The sequence below is a fragment of the Pantoea sp. LMR881 genome, from assembly GCF_027157825.1.
GTDB lineage: Bacteria > Pseudomonadota > Gammaproteobacteria > Enterobacterales > Enterobacteriaceae > Pantoea > Pantoea haifensis.
The window spans coordinates 2,966,817-2,982,496 of record NZ_JAPVOK010000002.1; the positions used below are offsets into that span (position 1 = coordinate 2,966,817).

At 50.2% G+C, this 15,680-nt stretch carries 7 protein-coding genes and 3 pseudogenes; 4 read left to right on the forward strand and 6 right to left on the reverse strand.

Features of this window, described 5'->3' with window-relative positions:
* Window positions 1–16: 16 nt before the first annotated feature.
* From gshB to metK, 6 genes and pseudogenes are all read right to left on the reverse strand, one after another.
* Window positions 17–960, reverse strand: a pseudogene (gene gshB / locus O3W44_RS15820) (glutathione synthase).
* A 108-nt stretch (window positions 961–1,068) separates the two neighbouring features.
* Window positions 1,069–1,799: pseudogene (gene rsmE / locus O3W44_RS15825) on the reverse strand (16S rRNA (uracil(1498)-N(3))-methyltransferase).
* Window positions 1,800–1,874: 75 nt separating this feature from the next.
* On the reverse strand, window positions 1,875–2,582 hold the full coding sequence (gene endA / locus O3W44_RS15830) for a deoxyribonuclease I (protein ID WP_269293798.1): 708 nt from the start codon (window positions 2,580–2,582) through the stop codon (window positions 1,875–1,877).
* A 76-nt stretch (window positions 2,583–2,658) separates the two neighbouring features.
* Complete coding sequence (locus O3W44_RS15835; protein ID WP_269293799.1) at window positions 2,659–3,171, reverse strand: SprT family zinc-dependent metalloprotease; 513 nt, start codon at window positions 3,169–3,171, stop codon at window positions 2,659–2,661.
* A gap of 82 nt (window positions 3,172–3,253) precedes the next feature.
* A pseudogene (locus O3W44_RS15840) lies at window positions 3,254–4,649 on the reverse strand (sugar porter family MFS transporter).
* 547 nt (window positions 4,650–5,196) lie between these two features.
* Window positions 5,197–6,348, reverse strand: a complete 1,152-nt coding sequence (gene metK / locus O3W44_RS15845) for a methionine adenosyltransferase (RefSeq protein WP_269293800.1) — start codon at window positions 6,346–6,348, stop codon at window positions 5,197–5,199.
* A gap of 842 nt (window positions 6,349–7,190) precedes the next feature.
* On the opposite strand from metK, the gene speA reads away from it, so the two are divergent.
* The 4 genes from speA to O3W44_RS15865 all read left to right on the forward strand — a co-directional run bounded on the left by speA (window position 7,191) and on the right by O3W44_RS15865 (window position 15,649).
* Window positions 7,191–9,167, forward strand: a complete 1,977-nt coding sequence (gene speA / locus O3W44_RS15850) for a biosynthetic arginine decarboxylase (RefSeq protein WP_269293801.1) — start codon at window positions 7,191–7,193, stop codon at window positions 9,165–9,167.
* A 1,584-nt stretch (window positions 9,168–10,751) separates the two neighbouring features.
* The gene (locus tag O3W44_RS15855; RefSeq protein WP_269293803.1) at window positions 10,752–11,903 is read left to right on the forward strand and encodes a capsule biosynthesis protein; all 1,152 of its coding nucleotides are present in this window, start codon (window positions 10,752–10,754) and stop codon (window positions 11,901–11,903) included.
* A gap of 32 nt (window positions 11,904–11,935) precedes the next feature.
* On the forward strand, window positions 11,936–13,609 hold the full coding sequence (locus tag O3W44_RS15860; RefSeq protein ID WP_269293804.1) for a polysaccharide biosynthesis/export family protein: 1,674 nt from the start codon (window positions 11,936–11,938) through the stop codon (window positions 13,607–13,609).
* Window positions 13,610–13,621: 12 nt separating this feature from the next.
* Window positions 13,622–15,649 carry a capsular polysaccharide biosynthesis protein gene (locus O3W44_RS15865; protein WP_269293805.1) on the forward strand — a complete coding sequence of 676 codons (2,028 nt, stop codon included), beginning with the start codon at window positions 13,622–13,624 and terminating at the stop codon, window positions 15,647–15,649.
* The last annotated feature ends 31 nt before the right edge of the window (window positions 15,650–15,680 follow it).

Sequence of the window (15,680 nt, forward strand, 5' to 3'; positions counted from 1 at the left end):
GGCCCCGGCGTCATGCTCAGCCCAGACGCTTCTCAATGGCATCCATCAACATACCGGTGATTGAGACAGGAAATGCTGCCTCGATTTCACGCACACATGTTGGGCTGGTCACGTTAACTTCAGTCAGTTTATCACCGATGATGTCCAGTCCGACAAAAATCAGCCCTTTTGCTTTCAGCGTTGGGCCGACACGGCGCGCAATTTCCCAGTCGCTCTCGCTCAGCGGGCGTGCTTCACCGCGCCCACCAGCCGCCAGGTTACCGCGTGTTTCGCCGCCTTGCGGAATACGAGCCAGGCAATAAGGCACCGGTTCACCATCTACCACCAGAACGCGTTTGTCACCCTCTTTGATGGCTGGAATATAATTCTGGGCCATACAGTAGAATTTGCCATGATTCGTCAACGCTTCTGTAATAACAGAGAAGTTAGGATCATCCTGTTTCACGCGGAAGATAGACGCGCCGCCCATGCCATCCAGCGGTTTCATAATGATATCGCCGTGCTCTTGCCAGAAGGCACGCAGCTTCTCTTTGTTGCGCGTTACCAGCGTATCGGGGGTAAATTCAGCAAACCAGGCGGTATAAAGTTTTTCGTTACAGTCACGCAGGCTTTGCGGTTTGTTAATGATCAGCGTCCCTGACTCTTCAGCACGCTCAAGAATGTAAGTCGCATAAATAAACTCAGTATCAAACGGCGGATCTTTACGCATCAGCACAACGTTGAGATCAGCGAGTTTGATCTCTTGTTCGCTACCAAACTGATACCAGTTTTCGTAATTTTGCTCCACGCTCAGCAAACGCGTACGTGCATAGGAAACGCCACCGCGCAGTGAGAGGTCGCCCATTTCCATATAGTGAATTTCGTAACCACGACGCTGTGCTTCCAGCAACATGGCGAAGCTGGAGTCTTTTTAATATTAATGGACGAGATAGGGTCCATCACGATGCCAAGCTTAATCATTATTATCTCCTCGATGAGACAGCATTTACCGTCTCGTTCCGTACGGTCAGCGTTGGGCTGATCAGTCAGGACGCCGTGTGTGCTGCGTGCGTCTTAAATAAGTATCGCTTAACCCAGGTCACCAAACCTCACCTGAAGTGCCGTGATGGCCGTCAGTGCAGTGGTTTCGGTGCGTAAAACCCGCGGGCCAAGCAGTATGTCAGTAAAGTCATGTTGCGCTGTCATGGCAATCTCATCAGCGGAAAGTCCGCCTTCCGGGCCAATCAGCAACCGCACCCGCTCAACCGGCTGCGGTAACGTATTAATGCTGTGGCTGGCACGTGGATGCAGATTCAGTTTTAAGCCGCTCTCTGCCTCTGCACACCAGGCTTCCAGCGTCATCGCTTCGCGAATTTCTGGCACGCGGTTGCGGCCACACTGTTCGCAAGCGGCAATAGCAATCTTCTGCCACTGCTGAATTTTCTTTGTCAGCCTTTCTGCGTCCAGCTTTACTCCACAGCGTTCGGAAAACAAGGGGTAATCACATTGACGCCCAGTTCAATGGATTTCTGGATAGTGAATTCCATTTTTTCACCGCGCGACATCACCTGGCCTAAATGCAGGAACAGAGGCGACTCACGATCGTCCGACTGGCTTTCTGAGACAGTTACTTTTACACGCTTTTTATCCACATGCGTGATCTCTGCCGCAAAAGTCAGATTACTGCCATCAAAGAGTTCCAGACGCTGGCCGCTGGTCATGCGCAGCACACGACCAACATGATTAGAGGCGTCTTCATCGAGTGTGAATTCTTTGCCTACGCTGAGCGGTTCGGCATGGTAAATGCGAGGTATGCGCATAAGGTTCCTGAGAACTGAACGCCGCGCTGAATTACGCGGCGGAATCGAGAAAACAGCTAGTTTAGGGCAGGGATTTTAGTGCTGGCAAGCTTGCAGCACATAAGGATTATGATTGCCCTGGACGCGCGCGATGCGCTTGTCACGTTCGCATTCCCACGACGTCACCGGATAGAGCTTATCCCATGCGGCAAAAAGCTGGGTTTGCTGACGTGACAGGCGCAAATGGTATTGGTCGCGCATGTAGAAATACGTTCGTGCAATCGCGCCGCGTGCCCGTGCCGGCGGCTCGGCCTGCTTCAGTTTGAAATCGACTTTCATGGCGCACTGACCATACTGCTTTTCGCTGCCGTTCCACTGGCTGTAAGCGAAGTTGCCGCGATCGCCATTGACTTCACCTACGGCGGGTTGCAGATTGTGCAGGTCGGTTTCAATGCGGCGATATTCAGCATCCTTGCTGCAATTTTTACGTCCGCCGTTTTGCCAGCACTGACGCTGATGACCAAACTCCCAGGCAGGCATCACATGTTCCCACTCAATGCGTTCAGCACGATTCGCATTTTTACGCACCTGATAGCCGCAACTGCTCAGGTCAGGTACGCCTTTCTTGCCTTGCCAGTTAATTTTACAGCCGCAATAAAATGAGCCTGGCGCATCAGCATTGATCTGCGCGGCGTAGGTTTTGGCCTGCTGGAAGTTGTTTTGATGGTAATTATTCAGGCTCAGGGCACTGGCAACAAACGGGGCGAATAACAGCGAGACAGCAATAATAAATTTGCGAGACATATTCCAACATTCTAATCAGTGTTTAAAAGGGCGGCAGGGTAACAGAATGAGAAAATGCGCGGAATGAGAATCCTGCTCAGGATGCGATAAATTCCCCCGCTGTTAGCAGGCTGCCGCAGTGAACGCAGCGGTATTCGCTTTCGCCACGGATAACGCGGTTATGGCGACGTACGGTAAGCTGGTGTTGCTGGCACTGGCAGCGGTAGGCAAAGGTGCGGCTGCGTACCGAATCAACCTCAAACTGATGGGTGCGCCGAGCCGGAACGCCAAGCACGCTTTCCATCATCCATTTCCACTCTTTACCGTGTGGCGCAACGCGACCAAACATTTTCCATACCAGCAGATGCGCCAGTTCGTGCGGAACGACTTCATCGATAAAGGCAGCCTGATTCTCCAGCAGTAAAACGGGATTAAGCCGGATTTCCCAGGGTTCCAGCCAGGCAGTGCCCGCTGCGGTGCCGCGCTGTTGGTAAACCAGCTTCGGCTCGGGAAAATCGCGCTCTAATTTTTGTTTAGCCAGTTCAAGCGAGTGACGTAGCGAGCGCATCACGGCTTGCTGCAAGGCGATGGGAAGGCGAGGTGTTTTCATGACGCTCAGGATAAGCGGGGACGAATGGGAACTCAATAACAGAAAGAAAACGGCGGGAAGACCCGCCGTCAGAGAGTGCTTATCAGTCGTGAGAACCAATATCGCGCAGTTTTTTACCTTTCATCAGGTTACGCTCAATGTGCTCCAGTGAGACGTTTTTGGTCTCCGGGATCAGCATCAGCGTCAGTACGATGAAGAAGACGTTCAGCAGTGCGTAAACCCAGAAGGTTGGTGCGTTGCCCAGCGTGTTCAGCATCGTCAGGAAGGTCGCGCCCACAATCATGTTCGCGATCCAGTTGGTGGTGGTGGAAACGGTGATACCGAAATCGCGGCCTTTCAGCGGCTGAATCTCAGAACACAGTACCCAAATCAGCGGGCCAGCTGACATGGCGAAACCAACGATAAACATCAACAGCATGCCAATCGCAAAGTACTGCGCACCAGGCGAGTTGATACCCAGGTGCAGCATCGTACCCAGAATACCCATGCCAGCGGCCATCACCATGAAGCCGAGGATCAGGGTAGGTTTACGTCCCCAGCGATCCACCAGACCAATGGCAATAAAGGTCGCCAGCACGTTGACCAGACCAACAATTACCGTACCCCACATCTGTTCTGTGGTATTTGAGAAACCGGCAATTTCAAAAATCTTCGGCGCGTAATACATGATGACGTTCATGCCGGTAAACTGCTGCATAACCTGCAGCAGAATGCCGAGAAACACCGCGCGGCGGAAATTGCTGTTGCCTTTGAACAGGCCCCAACCGGACTGTTTGATTTTCAGGCTTTCGCGGATTTCATCCAGTTCACGTTTTGCCTGTTCGCTGGTGTCACGCAGGCGATCCAGCACGCGCTGTGCATCACGGAAATTGCCTTTGGCCGCAAGCCAGCGTGGACTGTTTGGCAGGAAGAACACACCAATCAGCAGCAGCGCCGCAGGAATAGTGATAACTCCTAACATCCAGCGCCAGTTGCCGGTAAAGCTGAACGCGGTATCCGAGAGATAAGCACCCAGAATACCAATGGTAATCATCAGCTGGTAAAGGGAAATCATACTGCCGCGAATTTTCTCAGGTGCGATTTCAGAGAGGTAAAGCGGTGCGGTATAAGACGCGATACCTACCGCCAGACCCAGCAGAACGCGCGCGCTGATCAGCATTTCCGGGTTAGGCGCCATCGCCGACCACAGAGAACCGATCACGAACAGGATGGCACCTGCCATCAGGCTCTTTACGTCCCAGGCGTGATGACATCCAGCCACTGCCGATAGCACCGACTGCCGCACCAAACATCATTGAGCTGACGATCCACTCTTGCTGATGTGCCGTTACGTTGAACTCTTTTGCGATGAAGGGCAGTGCACCGGCAATCACGCCGATATCCAGACCAAACAGCAGGCCAGCAAGGGCCGCCAGAAAGCAGACAAAAAAGGTCATTGCCTTATTTGACGTCCTGCTTTTGTGTGTATTGCCAGGCATTGTTGCCTCCAAGTTTATCTATCATTGTTTTTATCAATGTTAAAAAACCTCATCCGGGGAAAAAGTGAGGGCGATCACACCAATGTAATCGCTTACACACGCTGAAACCCTGAAATTCAGCATTTTCAGTTCGGAAAGGTCAAGTAACCAGTGAGGTATAGCACGCTTTAAGTTTCTGACAACGCTCTAATTATCAGCAATCAGATGACGCTGAAAATAACGCATTTTTACAACAATAACCACGCCGTTTAATTCCTAAATTACAGATAAATAAAGCGTTTCAAAATGTAATCGTTAACATTTTGTTGCCGGGACAGGCGAAAGAAGTGTAGCTGAGATAAGAAAAAGTGCTGGTTGAGAAAAACTGGAGAAGAAGTGGCCTGTTTTTCTTACCCACGCTTTCTTTCATTAGCGGGAGCGGATCGGCGAAAGGGTTCAGGCCCAGGATAACTTTCCTGCTGGCGGGAAAGGGCAGGTATAAGAGACAGTGCGCCTGCTGCCCATAAAAAACCCTGCCGCAGCAGGGTTTTTTACATCAGAGCAAATCTTACAGACCGGCAGCGTCGCGCAGTTGTGCAGCTTTGTCGGTTTTTTCCCATGGGAAATGCTCACGACCAAAGTGACCGTAAGCCGCGGTCTCTTTGTAGATCGGGTGCAGCAGATCCAGCATCTGAATCAAACCGTATGGACGCAGGTCAAAGAACTCGCGTACCAGCAGTGTCAGCTGTTCGGTAGAGATTTTCTCAGTGCCGAAGGTTTCAACCATGATGGAAGTTGGTTCTGCAACGCCAATCGCGTAGGAAACCTGAATTTCACAACGATCTGCCAGGCCGGCAGCAACGATGTTTTTCGCGACATAGCGCGCTGCGTAAGCCGCTGAACGGTCAACTTTGGACGGATCCTTACCAGAGAACGCACCGCCGCCGTGACGTGCCATACCGCCGTAGGTATCAACAATAATTTTACGACCGGTCAGGCCGCAGTCGCCCATTGGGCCACCGATAACGAAGCGACCGGTTGGGTTGATGTGATACTTAGTCGTCACATTCAACCACTCAGAAGGCAGCACTGGCTTGATGATCTCTTCCATCACCGCTTCCTGCAGATCTTTCTGGCTAATCTCTTCAGAGTGCTGCGTTGACAGAACGACTGCATCGATACCCACGATTTTGCCGTCGTCATACTGGAAGGTCACCTGGCTTTTCGCATCCGGACGCAACCAGGGCAGCGCACCGTTTTTACGTACTTCAGCCTGACGCTGAACCAGACGGTGAGCATAAGTCACCGGCGCAGGCATCAACACGTCAGTTTCATTGGTCGCATAGCCAAACATCAGGCCCTGGTCACCCGCGCCTTGCTCCAGCGGATCGGTACGGTCAACGCCCTGATTGATGTCTGGAGACTGCTTGCCAATGGCGCTCAGAACGGCGCAAGAGTTGGCATCAAAGCCCATATCGGAATGAACATAGCCGATTTCACGTACGGTATTACGGGTGATCTCTTCGATATCAACCCAGGCGCTGGTGGTGATCTCACCGCCAACCAGAACCATACCGGTTTTAACGTAAGTTTCGCAGGCCACGCGTGCTTTTGGATCCTGCTCGAGGATTGCATCAAGCACCGCATCAGAGATTTGGTCAGCGATTTTATCAGGATGTCCTTCTGATACAGACTCGGACGTAAAAAGGTGTTTAGCCATTCTGTTCTTTACCTTACAAATGGTTTGAATTCGACTGCATAGCGTAAGTGAGGCTGGACCTGACTTGACGCCCCTTCAGGCAAAGCCGCGAGCAGTTAGGAGGTGTCAGCGCATCAGGCTAACGTTATCGGCAGAAAGCGCCTGGATATTAACCTGTTTAGATGGAAAACCATCTGGACGTCTATTTTAGGTTACAGGATAAGCGAATTACCAGCCCTTTTTCTGTTTCAGCATTTTACTTCACAGCAGAACTGGAAAATTTTCCTGACAGTACACACATTAACCAAATAATCTTTTTGCATTTTTTCGCCGCAAACTGTATAAAACGCCGCTGCTTTCACAGCAGCAAAACGGATGACGTCACCATGCGTCGCGCCCGTCAGGCTTTGCTCTGACGTTCACCCAGGTTGTTTTCCATGTGCCTTTGGCATGTGTGGAGGTGATTCGAGTAATGAACCACGTTTTCTTCACTTTCGGTTCTCTGCGCTGTTGCGCCGCGCTGGCTGTCTCCCGCTTCCCATCTGTTTCTCTGTCCTGCCGACACGTTCGATGCGGTAATTATCCCGACACGATCGCCGGTTAATCTGTACCACTATTCTTACGTTATGGTTTCTTCACTTTGCTGATGCAGGTGAACGACGCACGTTATCCATGGTCCTTTTAAAGGCTGACTTTCAAACGAAATGGCCAGGGTGTTTTACACTTAACTCTCATGCGTGAATCGCGCTGACGGCAACGTCAGGTGAACAGGACATTGCGTTACATGTGGCAACAAATTTCCAGCTTAGCGGCAGTAAAGCCGGTTAACAGTTTCATCTTTCAACGGAAAATTGAGGTTCGTGATGTCTGACGACATGAAGAATATCAAGGGTTCGTCAGCTGGCGAACAGGGTGCACTCCGCTCAATGCAGGAGGTAGCAATGAACGATCAGGATGCCAGCAAAATGCTGCGTACTTATAACATCGCCTGGTGGGGCAACAACTATTACGACGTCAACGAACTGGGTCATATCAGCGTTTGTCCCGATCCGGACCAGCCTGATGTGCGTGTTGACTTAGCGAAGCTGGTTAAAGAGCGTGAAGCGCAGGGGCAGCGTCTGCCTGCTCTGTTTTGTTTCCCTCAGATTCTGCAACATCGTCTGCGTTCCATTAACGCCGCGTTTAAGCGCGCGCGCGAATCTTACGGTTATACCGGTGATTACTTCCTGGTTTATCCCATCAAAGTTAACCAGCACAAGCGCGTCATTGAGTCGCTGATCCACTCGGGCGAACCGCTGGGGCTGGAAGCGGGTTCAAAAGCTGAGCTGATGGCGGTACTGGCACATGCGGGGCAAACCCGTTCAGTGATCGTCTGTAACGGCTATAAAGATCGTGAATACATTCGCCTGGCGCTGATTGGCGAGAAGATGGGCCACAAGGTTTATCTGGTGCTTGAGAAGATGACTGAAGTGCGCCTGGTGCTGGAAGAAGCGGAGCGCCTGAACGTGGTGCCGCGTCTGGGTATTCGCGCACGTCTGGCGTCGCAGGGCTCTGGTAAATGGCAGTCGAGCGGCGGTGAGAAATCGAAGTTCGGTCTGTCGGCAACCCAGGTGCTGAAACTGGTGGAGATCATGCGTAATGCCGGTCGTATCGACAGCCTGCAACTGCTGCACTTCCACCTCGGTTCGCAGATGGCGAACATCCGTGATATCGCCACGGGCGTGCGCGAATCAGCTCGTTTCTATGTCGAGCTGGCGAAACTCGGCGTCAACATTAAGTGTTTCGACGTGGGCGGCGGTTTAGGCGTGGATTACGAAGGAACACGTTCGCAATCTGACTGCTCGGTAAACTACGGTCTGAACGAATACGCCAACAATGTGATCTGGGCAATTGGTGATGCCTGTGATGAACACGGCCTTGAGCACCCAACGGTGATCACTGAGTCGGGCCGTGCCGTCACCGCGCACCACACCGTGCTGGTTTCTAACATTATCGGTGTTGAGCGTAACGAGTTCAGCAAGCCGGAAGCGCCAGATATCGACGCACCGCGCCCGATTCTCAGCATGTGGGAAACCTGGCAGGAGATGCACGAGCCGAATACGCGTCGTTCGCTGCGTGAATGGCTGCACGACAGTCAGATGGATCTGTTTGATATCCACACCGGCTACTCTTCAGGGACTTACGATCTGAAGCAACGCGCCTGGGCTGAACAGCTTTATCTCGGCATTTGCCAGTATATTCAGCAGCATCTTGATCCGAGCAACCGCGCGCATCGCCCTATCATTGATGAGCTGCAAGAGCGTATGGCGGATAAAATTTACGTCAACTTCTCGCTGTTCCAGTCAATGCCGGATGCCTGGGGCATCGATCAGCTGTTCCCGGTGCTACCGCTGGAAGGGCTACACAAGAAGCCATCGCGCCGCGCCGTGCTGCTCGACATTACCTGTGACTCTGATGGCACCATCGATCACTATGTTGATGGCGACGGTATCGCGACCACTATGCCGATGCCAGAATACGACGCGGAAAACCCGCCAATGCTGGGCTTCTTCATGGTAGGTGCCTATCAGGAAATCCTTGGCAACATGCACAACCTGTTCGGTGATACCGAAGCGGTGGATGTGTATGCCCGTCCGAACGGCAAAGTGGATGTACGCCTGTCTGACGAAGGCGACACCGTCGCAGATATGCTGCGCTACGTTCAGCTTGATCCTGATGAGCTGATGACGCTGTTCCGTAATCAGGTCACTGAAACCGAACTCGATGAAGAGCTGCGTGCGCAGTTCCCGGAAGAGTTCGAGAGCGGCCTGTATGGTTACACCTATTTAGAAGACGAGTAAGTACGACAGGCTGAGCACCGGGTGTGCTCAGCCTGCGTTTTTGTGCTTTACAGTTGGTTTGTGATAACAATCCACAATGGCTGTAATGAGGTAAATCCACTTTCTCACCATCACACCGCCTCTTTTTACTTTTCCGAATAATCGCAACAGGTTAACTTTGCTGTTGCTCGCTTTGACATAATTTCTTTGCTTTCAATTAAATACAGAAAGGTTTGCCAGTATTTGTCATGTAAATGTGATTTGCATCGTAAACATACTGAAACATAGCCAGGTTATACGTTAAGTATTGAACTGCCATACTGAGAACATGTCCTATGCGTAAAGAGCGAGACAGCAAAGGTGGTTATGTGGAATACGTACTTTATGGTGTAGGCATTACGTTTATACTTGCCTTAGTCATTGGTGTGGCTGTGGTGAAATCGGCTGCCAAAGACATTGATAATGATTATTAGCACGAAGGCCAGCGCCATCTCAGCTGTACTTTATTTATTCTCCTGCCCTCAATCCTGCTTAAAATGACTCAGATTTATACAGTGAGTCATGACATCAATTAATATCTTTATTTAACTTTTTGATATAAAAAACAAAATCCATTATCTGAGTTCTTGTGCACAAGAAAGATGTACAAAATTTCAACGTGACATGCATACATAAGAATAAATTATTCTATTTTGGAATAACGTTTATTTTGAAATCATGAATTCTGCTAAAGTCAGTAAGCCTTTTTGCCTATTATTTCTAAGGCATGTTGCACGCTTTTTTTAGTTTCTTTGATTAATTAAATGCCTGCTATTGATACCGCAGAGAAAATTAAATGACATCTTATTTGTGTGTTTTTTGCTCAGTACAAAAAAACAGAAACAAAAGTGATGTCAGATAATAAACTTTGATATAAGCATTTGAAAAATATCTATTTTAATGAGATGTTATTTTTCGTTATGAAGCTTGATGTAAAAAAACATATCACTATGTACTAAGAATGTTCTTAAACATCTTGTGCCAATTCTTACGCTATGTTACATAGGTTTCGCTAAAACTTCCTCCCGTTAGCTGTTGATTAAACAGCTGACGATCTGCGCCAAGAAATACTGTTAAAAATTATCCTGTGGTAAACGGGACGCTCTTCTTTTGTCTTTTTTCCGATAAAACAAGTGTGTTCTTGCGCAAAAAAAGAACAGGTGAGGAAGTTAACGTTCAGTTCCGCTTATTGATCAGAAGAAAAATTGAGCCCGCGCAGGGGGGCGACATCACATGCAGGAAAGAGCAAACAGAGGGCATTTGATTGTGTCCCGATCGAAAAGCTATGAAGCCTGAAGGCGTTTTTTTATACAGAGAGTAAGGTGGCAGGTAGGGATCTTCAATTAACTCAGGGAGTTAAAGGTTTTATTTTAGTTGATTCGATAATTTTTCTGATGCTAAAGCGCAATATAGGGGATTTGGCAGGCCGTTATTAAACAATTGTTAATAAATAAACAAGATAACGTTTCCAGCTAATTGAATAAAACGTTAATCCGCAGTCAAAAGTCACGCGCTTTAAGCCGTAATGATTGTAGGCATGAGCACCTAATAAATGATGATAGTTGCATGTTAATTGAGAAAGTGAAGTTTAAAGCTGCAAATATGCGTAAAAGTCTGGCAGACATGTCGCTGGCGGATCTGCAAAACCACCTCGGTAAGATCATTATTCTGTTGCCCATGGCGCTGCTGCTCATCTATCTGGTGATTTTCAGCCAACCGCGCTACATGAGTGAGTCCAAAGTTGCGATCAAACGATCCGATGATATCAACGGCAGCAGTCTTAACGTTGGTTTGCTGCTCGGTGCCTCCAATCCCAGCTCAGCAGAAGATGCCCTCTATTTAAAAGAGTACATCAACTCGCCCGATATGCTGGCAGTGCTGGATAAGCAGCTTAACTTTCATGACGCTTTCAGCCACAGCGGTCTCGATTTCTTTAATCATCTCTCTAAGGATGAGACGGCGGAGCGTTTTCTCGACTACTACCGCAGCCGCATTAGCGTGGCCTATGACGATAAAACCGGTTTGCTGGATATTCAGACTCAGGGCTTTACGCCTGAATTTGCCAGACAGTTCAACCAGGCGGTGTTGAAAGAGTCAGAACGCTTCATTAATGAGCTTTCTCATCGCATTGCCCGCGATCAGCTTACCTTTGCTGAAAACGAAATGCAGAAAGCGCGCACCAGACTGGATGAAAGCAAAGGGGAATTACTGGCTTACCAGAACCATAACAATGTTCTGGATCCTGAAGCGCAGGCGCTGGCCGCCAGCACGCTGGTGAATACGCTGGTCGGGCAAAAAATCCAGATGGAAGCAGATTTGCGTAACTTGCTGACCTACTTGCGTGATGATGCGCCGCAGGTGATCAGTGCAAAAAATGCCGTGGCCTCGCTGCAATCCCAAATTGATGATGAAAAAAGCAAAATCACAGCGCCAGAAGGGCACAAGCTCAACCGCATGGCAGTAGATTTTGAAGAGATCAAAGCGAAAGTCGCGTTTGATACTGATATTTATAAGTTAGCACTCACTTCTATTGAGAAGACTCGGGTTGAAGCGGCTCGCAAGCTCAAAGTGCTGTCTGTGATCAGTTCACCGCAGCAGCCGCAAGAATCCTCATTCCCGAATGTTCCTTATTTGATCGCCTGTTGGTTACTGGTGTGCTGCCTGCTGTTTGGCACGCTAAAACTGCTGCTGGCCGTAATCGAAGATCATAAAGATTGATACGTCGACCTGACGCTTAAAACGAGTTTGCTATGAAATTATTGAAGTCTTTGTTATTCATTGCCGTGTGTCAGGCCACGCAGGCCAGCGCAATTGATTTAAATGCCGATCCCAACCTGACGGGCGCGGCACCCTTGCCTTCTTTTATTACCGGGCAGCAGAACAGCCAGACAAGCAGTGACGGTTTCGACAATACGCCACCGCCCAGCGCACCCATGGTGATGAGCCGCATGTTCGGCGCGCAGTTATTTAACGGTAACAGTGCTGATAACGGTGCTTCGGTTGGCTTTAACCCAAACTACGTTATCAGCCTTGGCGACACTGTTCAGGTGCGTCTGTGGGGCGCGTTTACCTTTGACGGCGCGCTGACTGTTGATCCTAAAGGCAACATCTTCCTGCCGAACGTTGGGCCGTTGAAAGTAGCCGGCATCAGCAACAGCCAGTTGAACAACATGGTGACGACGCGCGTGAAGCAGGTTTACCAGGCTAACGTCAATGTCTACGCCTCACTGTTACAGGCGCAGCCGGTAAAAGTCTATGTGACCGGTTTTGTGCGCAATCCAGGGCTGTATGGCGGCGTGACCTCTGACTCGCTGCTTAACTATCTGATTAAAGCAGGCGGTGTCGATCCCGATCGCGGCAGCTATGTCGATATCGTGGTGAAACGCGGCAACCGCGTGCGTTCCAGCGTCAACCTGTATGACTTTCTGCTGAACGGCAAACTCGGCCTGTCACAGTTTGCCGATGGCGACACCATCGTGGTTGGCCCACGCCAGCATACCTTTAGCGTGCAGGGCGATGTGTTCAACAGCTATGACTTCGAGTTTCGTAACAGCAGCATTCCGGTTACGGAAGCGTTGAGCTGGGCACGTCCAAAGCCGGGTGCCACGCACATGACTATTATCCGTCAGCAGGGCAGCATGAAGCGCAGCGAATACTACCCGCTGAATACCGCTGCGGGACGCATGTTGCAGGATGGCGATACGCTGGTTGTCAGCTCTGACCGTTACGCGGGCACAATTCAGGTACGTATTGAAGGTGCACACTCCGGCGAACACGCGCTGGTGCTGCCGTATGGCTCAACCATGCGTTCGGTACTGGCACAGATTCGTTCTAACAGCATGTCGCAGTTAAAAGCGATTCAGCTTTATCGCCAGAGCGTGGCGGTGCGCCAGAAAGAGATGCTGAATCTGTCGCTGCAAAAACTGGAAGAAGCCTCACTCTCAGCGCAATCATCAACTAAAGAAGAAGCGAGCCTGCGTATGCAGGAAGCGCAGTTGATCAGCCGCTTTGTGGCAAAAGCCCGCACTGTAGTACCGAAAGGCGAAGTGATCCTGAATGAGCAGAACCTGGATTCGGTACTGCTGGAAGATGGTGACGTGATTAATATTCCAGAGAAGAGCTCGCTGGTGATGGTGCACGGCGAAGTGCTGTTCCCGAACGCGGTGAGCTGGGAGAAAGGCCTCAGCCCGGAAGATTACATCGAAAAGTGTGGTGGCCTGACGCAGAAATCGGGTAACGCCAAAATTGTTGTGATCCGTCAGAACGGTGCGGCTGAGAACGCCGACGATGTGGACAGCCTGAACCCAGGCGACGAGTTGATGGTGCTGCCGAAGTATGAATCGAAGAACATCGAAGTAACGCGTGGTATCTCGACGATTCTGTATCAACTGGCTGTTGGCGCGAAAGTCATTCTGTCTATTTAAGGATATTGAGACATGATTGGGATCTTCTCTTCAGGTATTTGGCGCATTCCGCATCTGGAAAACTTTCTGGCACAGCCGTGCCGCAAGATCCCGGCCTTACGTCCCTTGCCAGAAGAGATTGATAAAGTGGCGGTATGGGGACATCGTCCCAGCGCCCGCAAGCCGGTAGAAATAGCGAACGCGGCAGGAAAACCAATTCTTCGACTGGAAGATGGATTTATCCGCTCGCTTGATTTAGGGGTAAACGGCGCGCCGCCACTGTCCATGGTGCTGGATGAAGAGGGCATCTATTACGATGCCAACCAGCCCAGCACGCTGGAAAGACTAATTAAAGATACTGCGGGCAATTTGCCTTTTGCTGTTCAGGCAGAAGAGGCGATGCAGACCATCGTTACTGAGGATCTGTCAAAATATAATCAGGCACCTGCTTTTAAAGCCGGGATGAGTTTGCCCTCAAACTTAGTGTTAGTTGTCGATCAAACCTTCGGTGATATGTCTGTCACCTATGGTAATGCCGGGCCAGATGATTTTGCGGCCATGCTTGAAGCAGCGATCAGTGAAAACCCGAACGCCATGATTTGGGTAAAGGTGCACCCTGATGTGCTGCAAGGCAAAAAGGCGGGTTATTACGCAGAGCTGGAATCCACGCATCGTGTCCACTTGATGGCGGATAACGTCAGCCCGCAATCTTTATTGCGCCACGTTTCGCGTGTCTATGTAATGACATCGCAATATGGTTTCGAAGCCTTAATGGCGGGCAAGCCGGTAATCTGTTTTGGTCAGCCCTGGTATGCGGGATGGGGATTGACTGACGATCGCCATCCGAAAGCTGAACAGCTTGCTAAGCGTCGCGGTAACGCCTCGCTTAATACGCTTTTTACAGCAAGTTATTTACGTTACAGCCGCTATATCGATCCTTTGTCTGGCAGGCCAGCCACCATTTTTGAAGTATTAGCCTGGCTTCAACTGCAACGTCGCCATCATCAACAGCGTAACGGATACCTTTGGGCACCGGGATTAACGCTGTGGAAATCAACCATCCTGAAGCCATTTTTGCGTACTAATGCCAACCGACTGAGTTTTTCACGGCGCTGCCGTGAAGCGACTGCCTGCGTGGTTTGGGGCGTGCGCGGTGAAAAGCGATGGAAAGAGATCGCCCAGTCGCGTCAGTTGCCGGTGTGGCGTATGGAAGATGGCTTTCTGCGATCGTCAGGATTAGGTTCCGATCTGCTCCCACCGCTCTCGCTGGTACTGGATAAGCGCGGCATCTATTACGACGCCACGCGTCCCAGTGATTTAGAAGTGATGCTGAATTACAGCCAGTTAACGCTGGCGCAGCAACTCCGGGCCGGAAAACTGCATAAGCGTTTAGTTGAAAGCAAAATCAGTAAGTACAACCTGGGCGCAGATTTCACCTTACCGGCGCTATCACAAGGCAAGCGCGTATTACTGGTGCCCGGCCAGGTTGAGGATGATGCATCGATTGAAACCGGCACGCGCTCCATCAAAACCAACCTTGCGCTGCTCCGTACCGTGCGTGAACGCAACCCAGACGCTTTTATCATTTATAAGCCGCACCCGGATGTATTAGTAGGAAATCGTACTGGGCAAATATCTGCTCAGGATGTTGCGGCGCTGGCTGATTACCAGGCGCTGGATGCGGATGTGATTCAGTGTATTCAGGTTGCTGACGAGCTTCACACCATGACGTCACTGTCTGGTTTTGAAGCATTACTGCATGGCAAAAAAGTGTTTTGTTATGGGCTGCCATTTTATGCCGGTTGGGGATTAACGCAGGATGAGCATGAGTGTGCACGCCGCACCCGCCATTTGATGCTGACCGATTTGATTTATCAGGCGCTGATTGCTTATCCAACTTACATCCATCCATTGCGACTCGATGCCATTGCGGCAGAAGAGGCAGCAGAGCTGCTTATTCATGCGCCGCGTGGACAGATGTTAATTAATAAGAAAAAAGCGGCGCGCATGGTGCGTTATTACCGCAAGTTAATGATGTTTTTTAAAGTCAAATTCGGTTAACAGAACCGGATAAATTAAAACAATAATCCTG

What these genes read in the sequence shown, in the direction of transcription:
- endA (WP_269293798.1), bottom strand. Translation starts at nt 2,582, where the DNA reads ATGTCTCGCAAATTTATTATTGCTGTCTCGCTGTTATTCGCCCCGTTT.
- O3W44_RS15835 (WP_269293799.1), bottom strand. Translation starts at nt 3,171, where the DNA reads ATGAAAACACCTCGCCTTCCCATCGCCTTGCAGCAAGCCGTGATGCGC.
- metK (WP_269293800.1), bottom strand. Translation starts at nt 6,348, where the DNA reads ATGGCTAAACACCTTTTTACGTCCGAGTCTGTATCAGAAGGACATCCT.
- speA (WP_269293801.1), top strand. Translation starts at nt 7,191, where the DNA reads ATGTCTGACGACATGAAGAATATCAAGGGTTCGTCAGCTGGCGAACAG.
- O3W44_RS15855 (WP_269293803.1), top strand. Translation starts at nt 10,752, where the DNA reads ATGTTAATTGAGAAAGTGAAGTTTAAAGCTGCAAATATGCGTAAAAGT.
- O3W44_RS15860 (WP_269293804.1), top strand. Translation starts at nt 11,936, where the DNA reads ATGAAATTATTGAAGTCTTTGTTATTCATTGCCGTGTGTCAGGCCACG.
- O3W44_RS15865 (WP_269293805.1), top strand. Translation starts at nt 13,622, where the DNA reads ATGATTGGGATCTTCTCTTCAGGTATTTGGCGCATTCCGCATCTGGAA.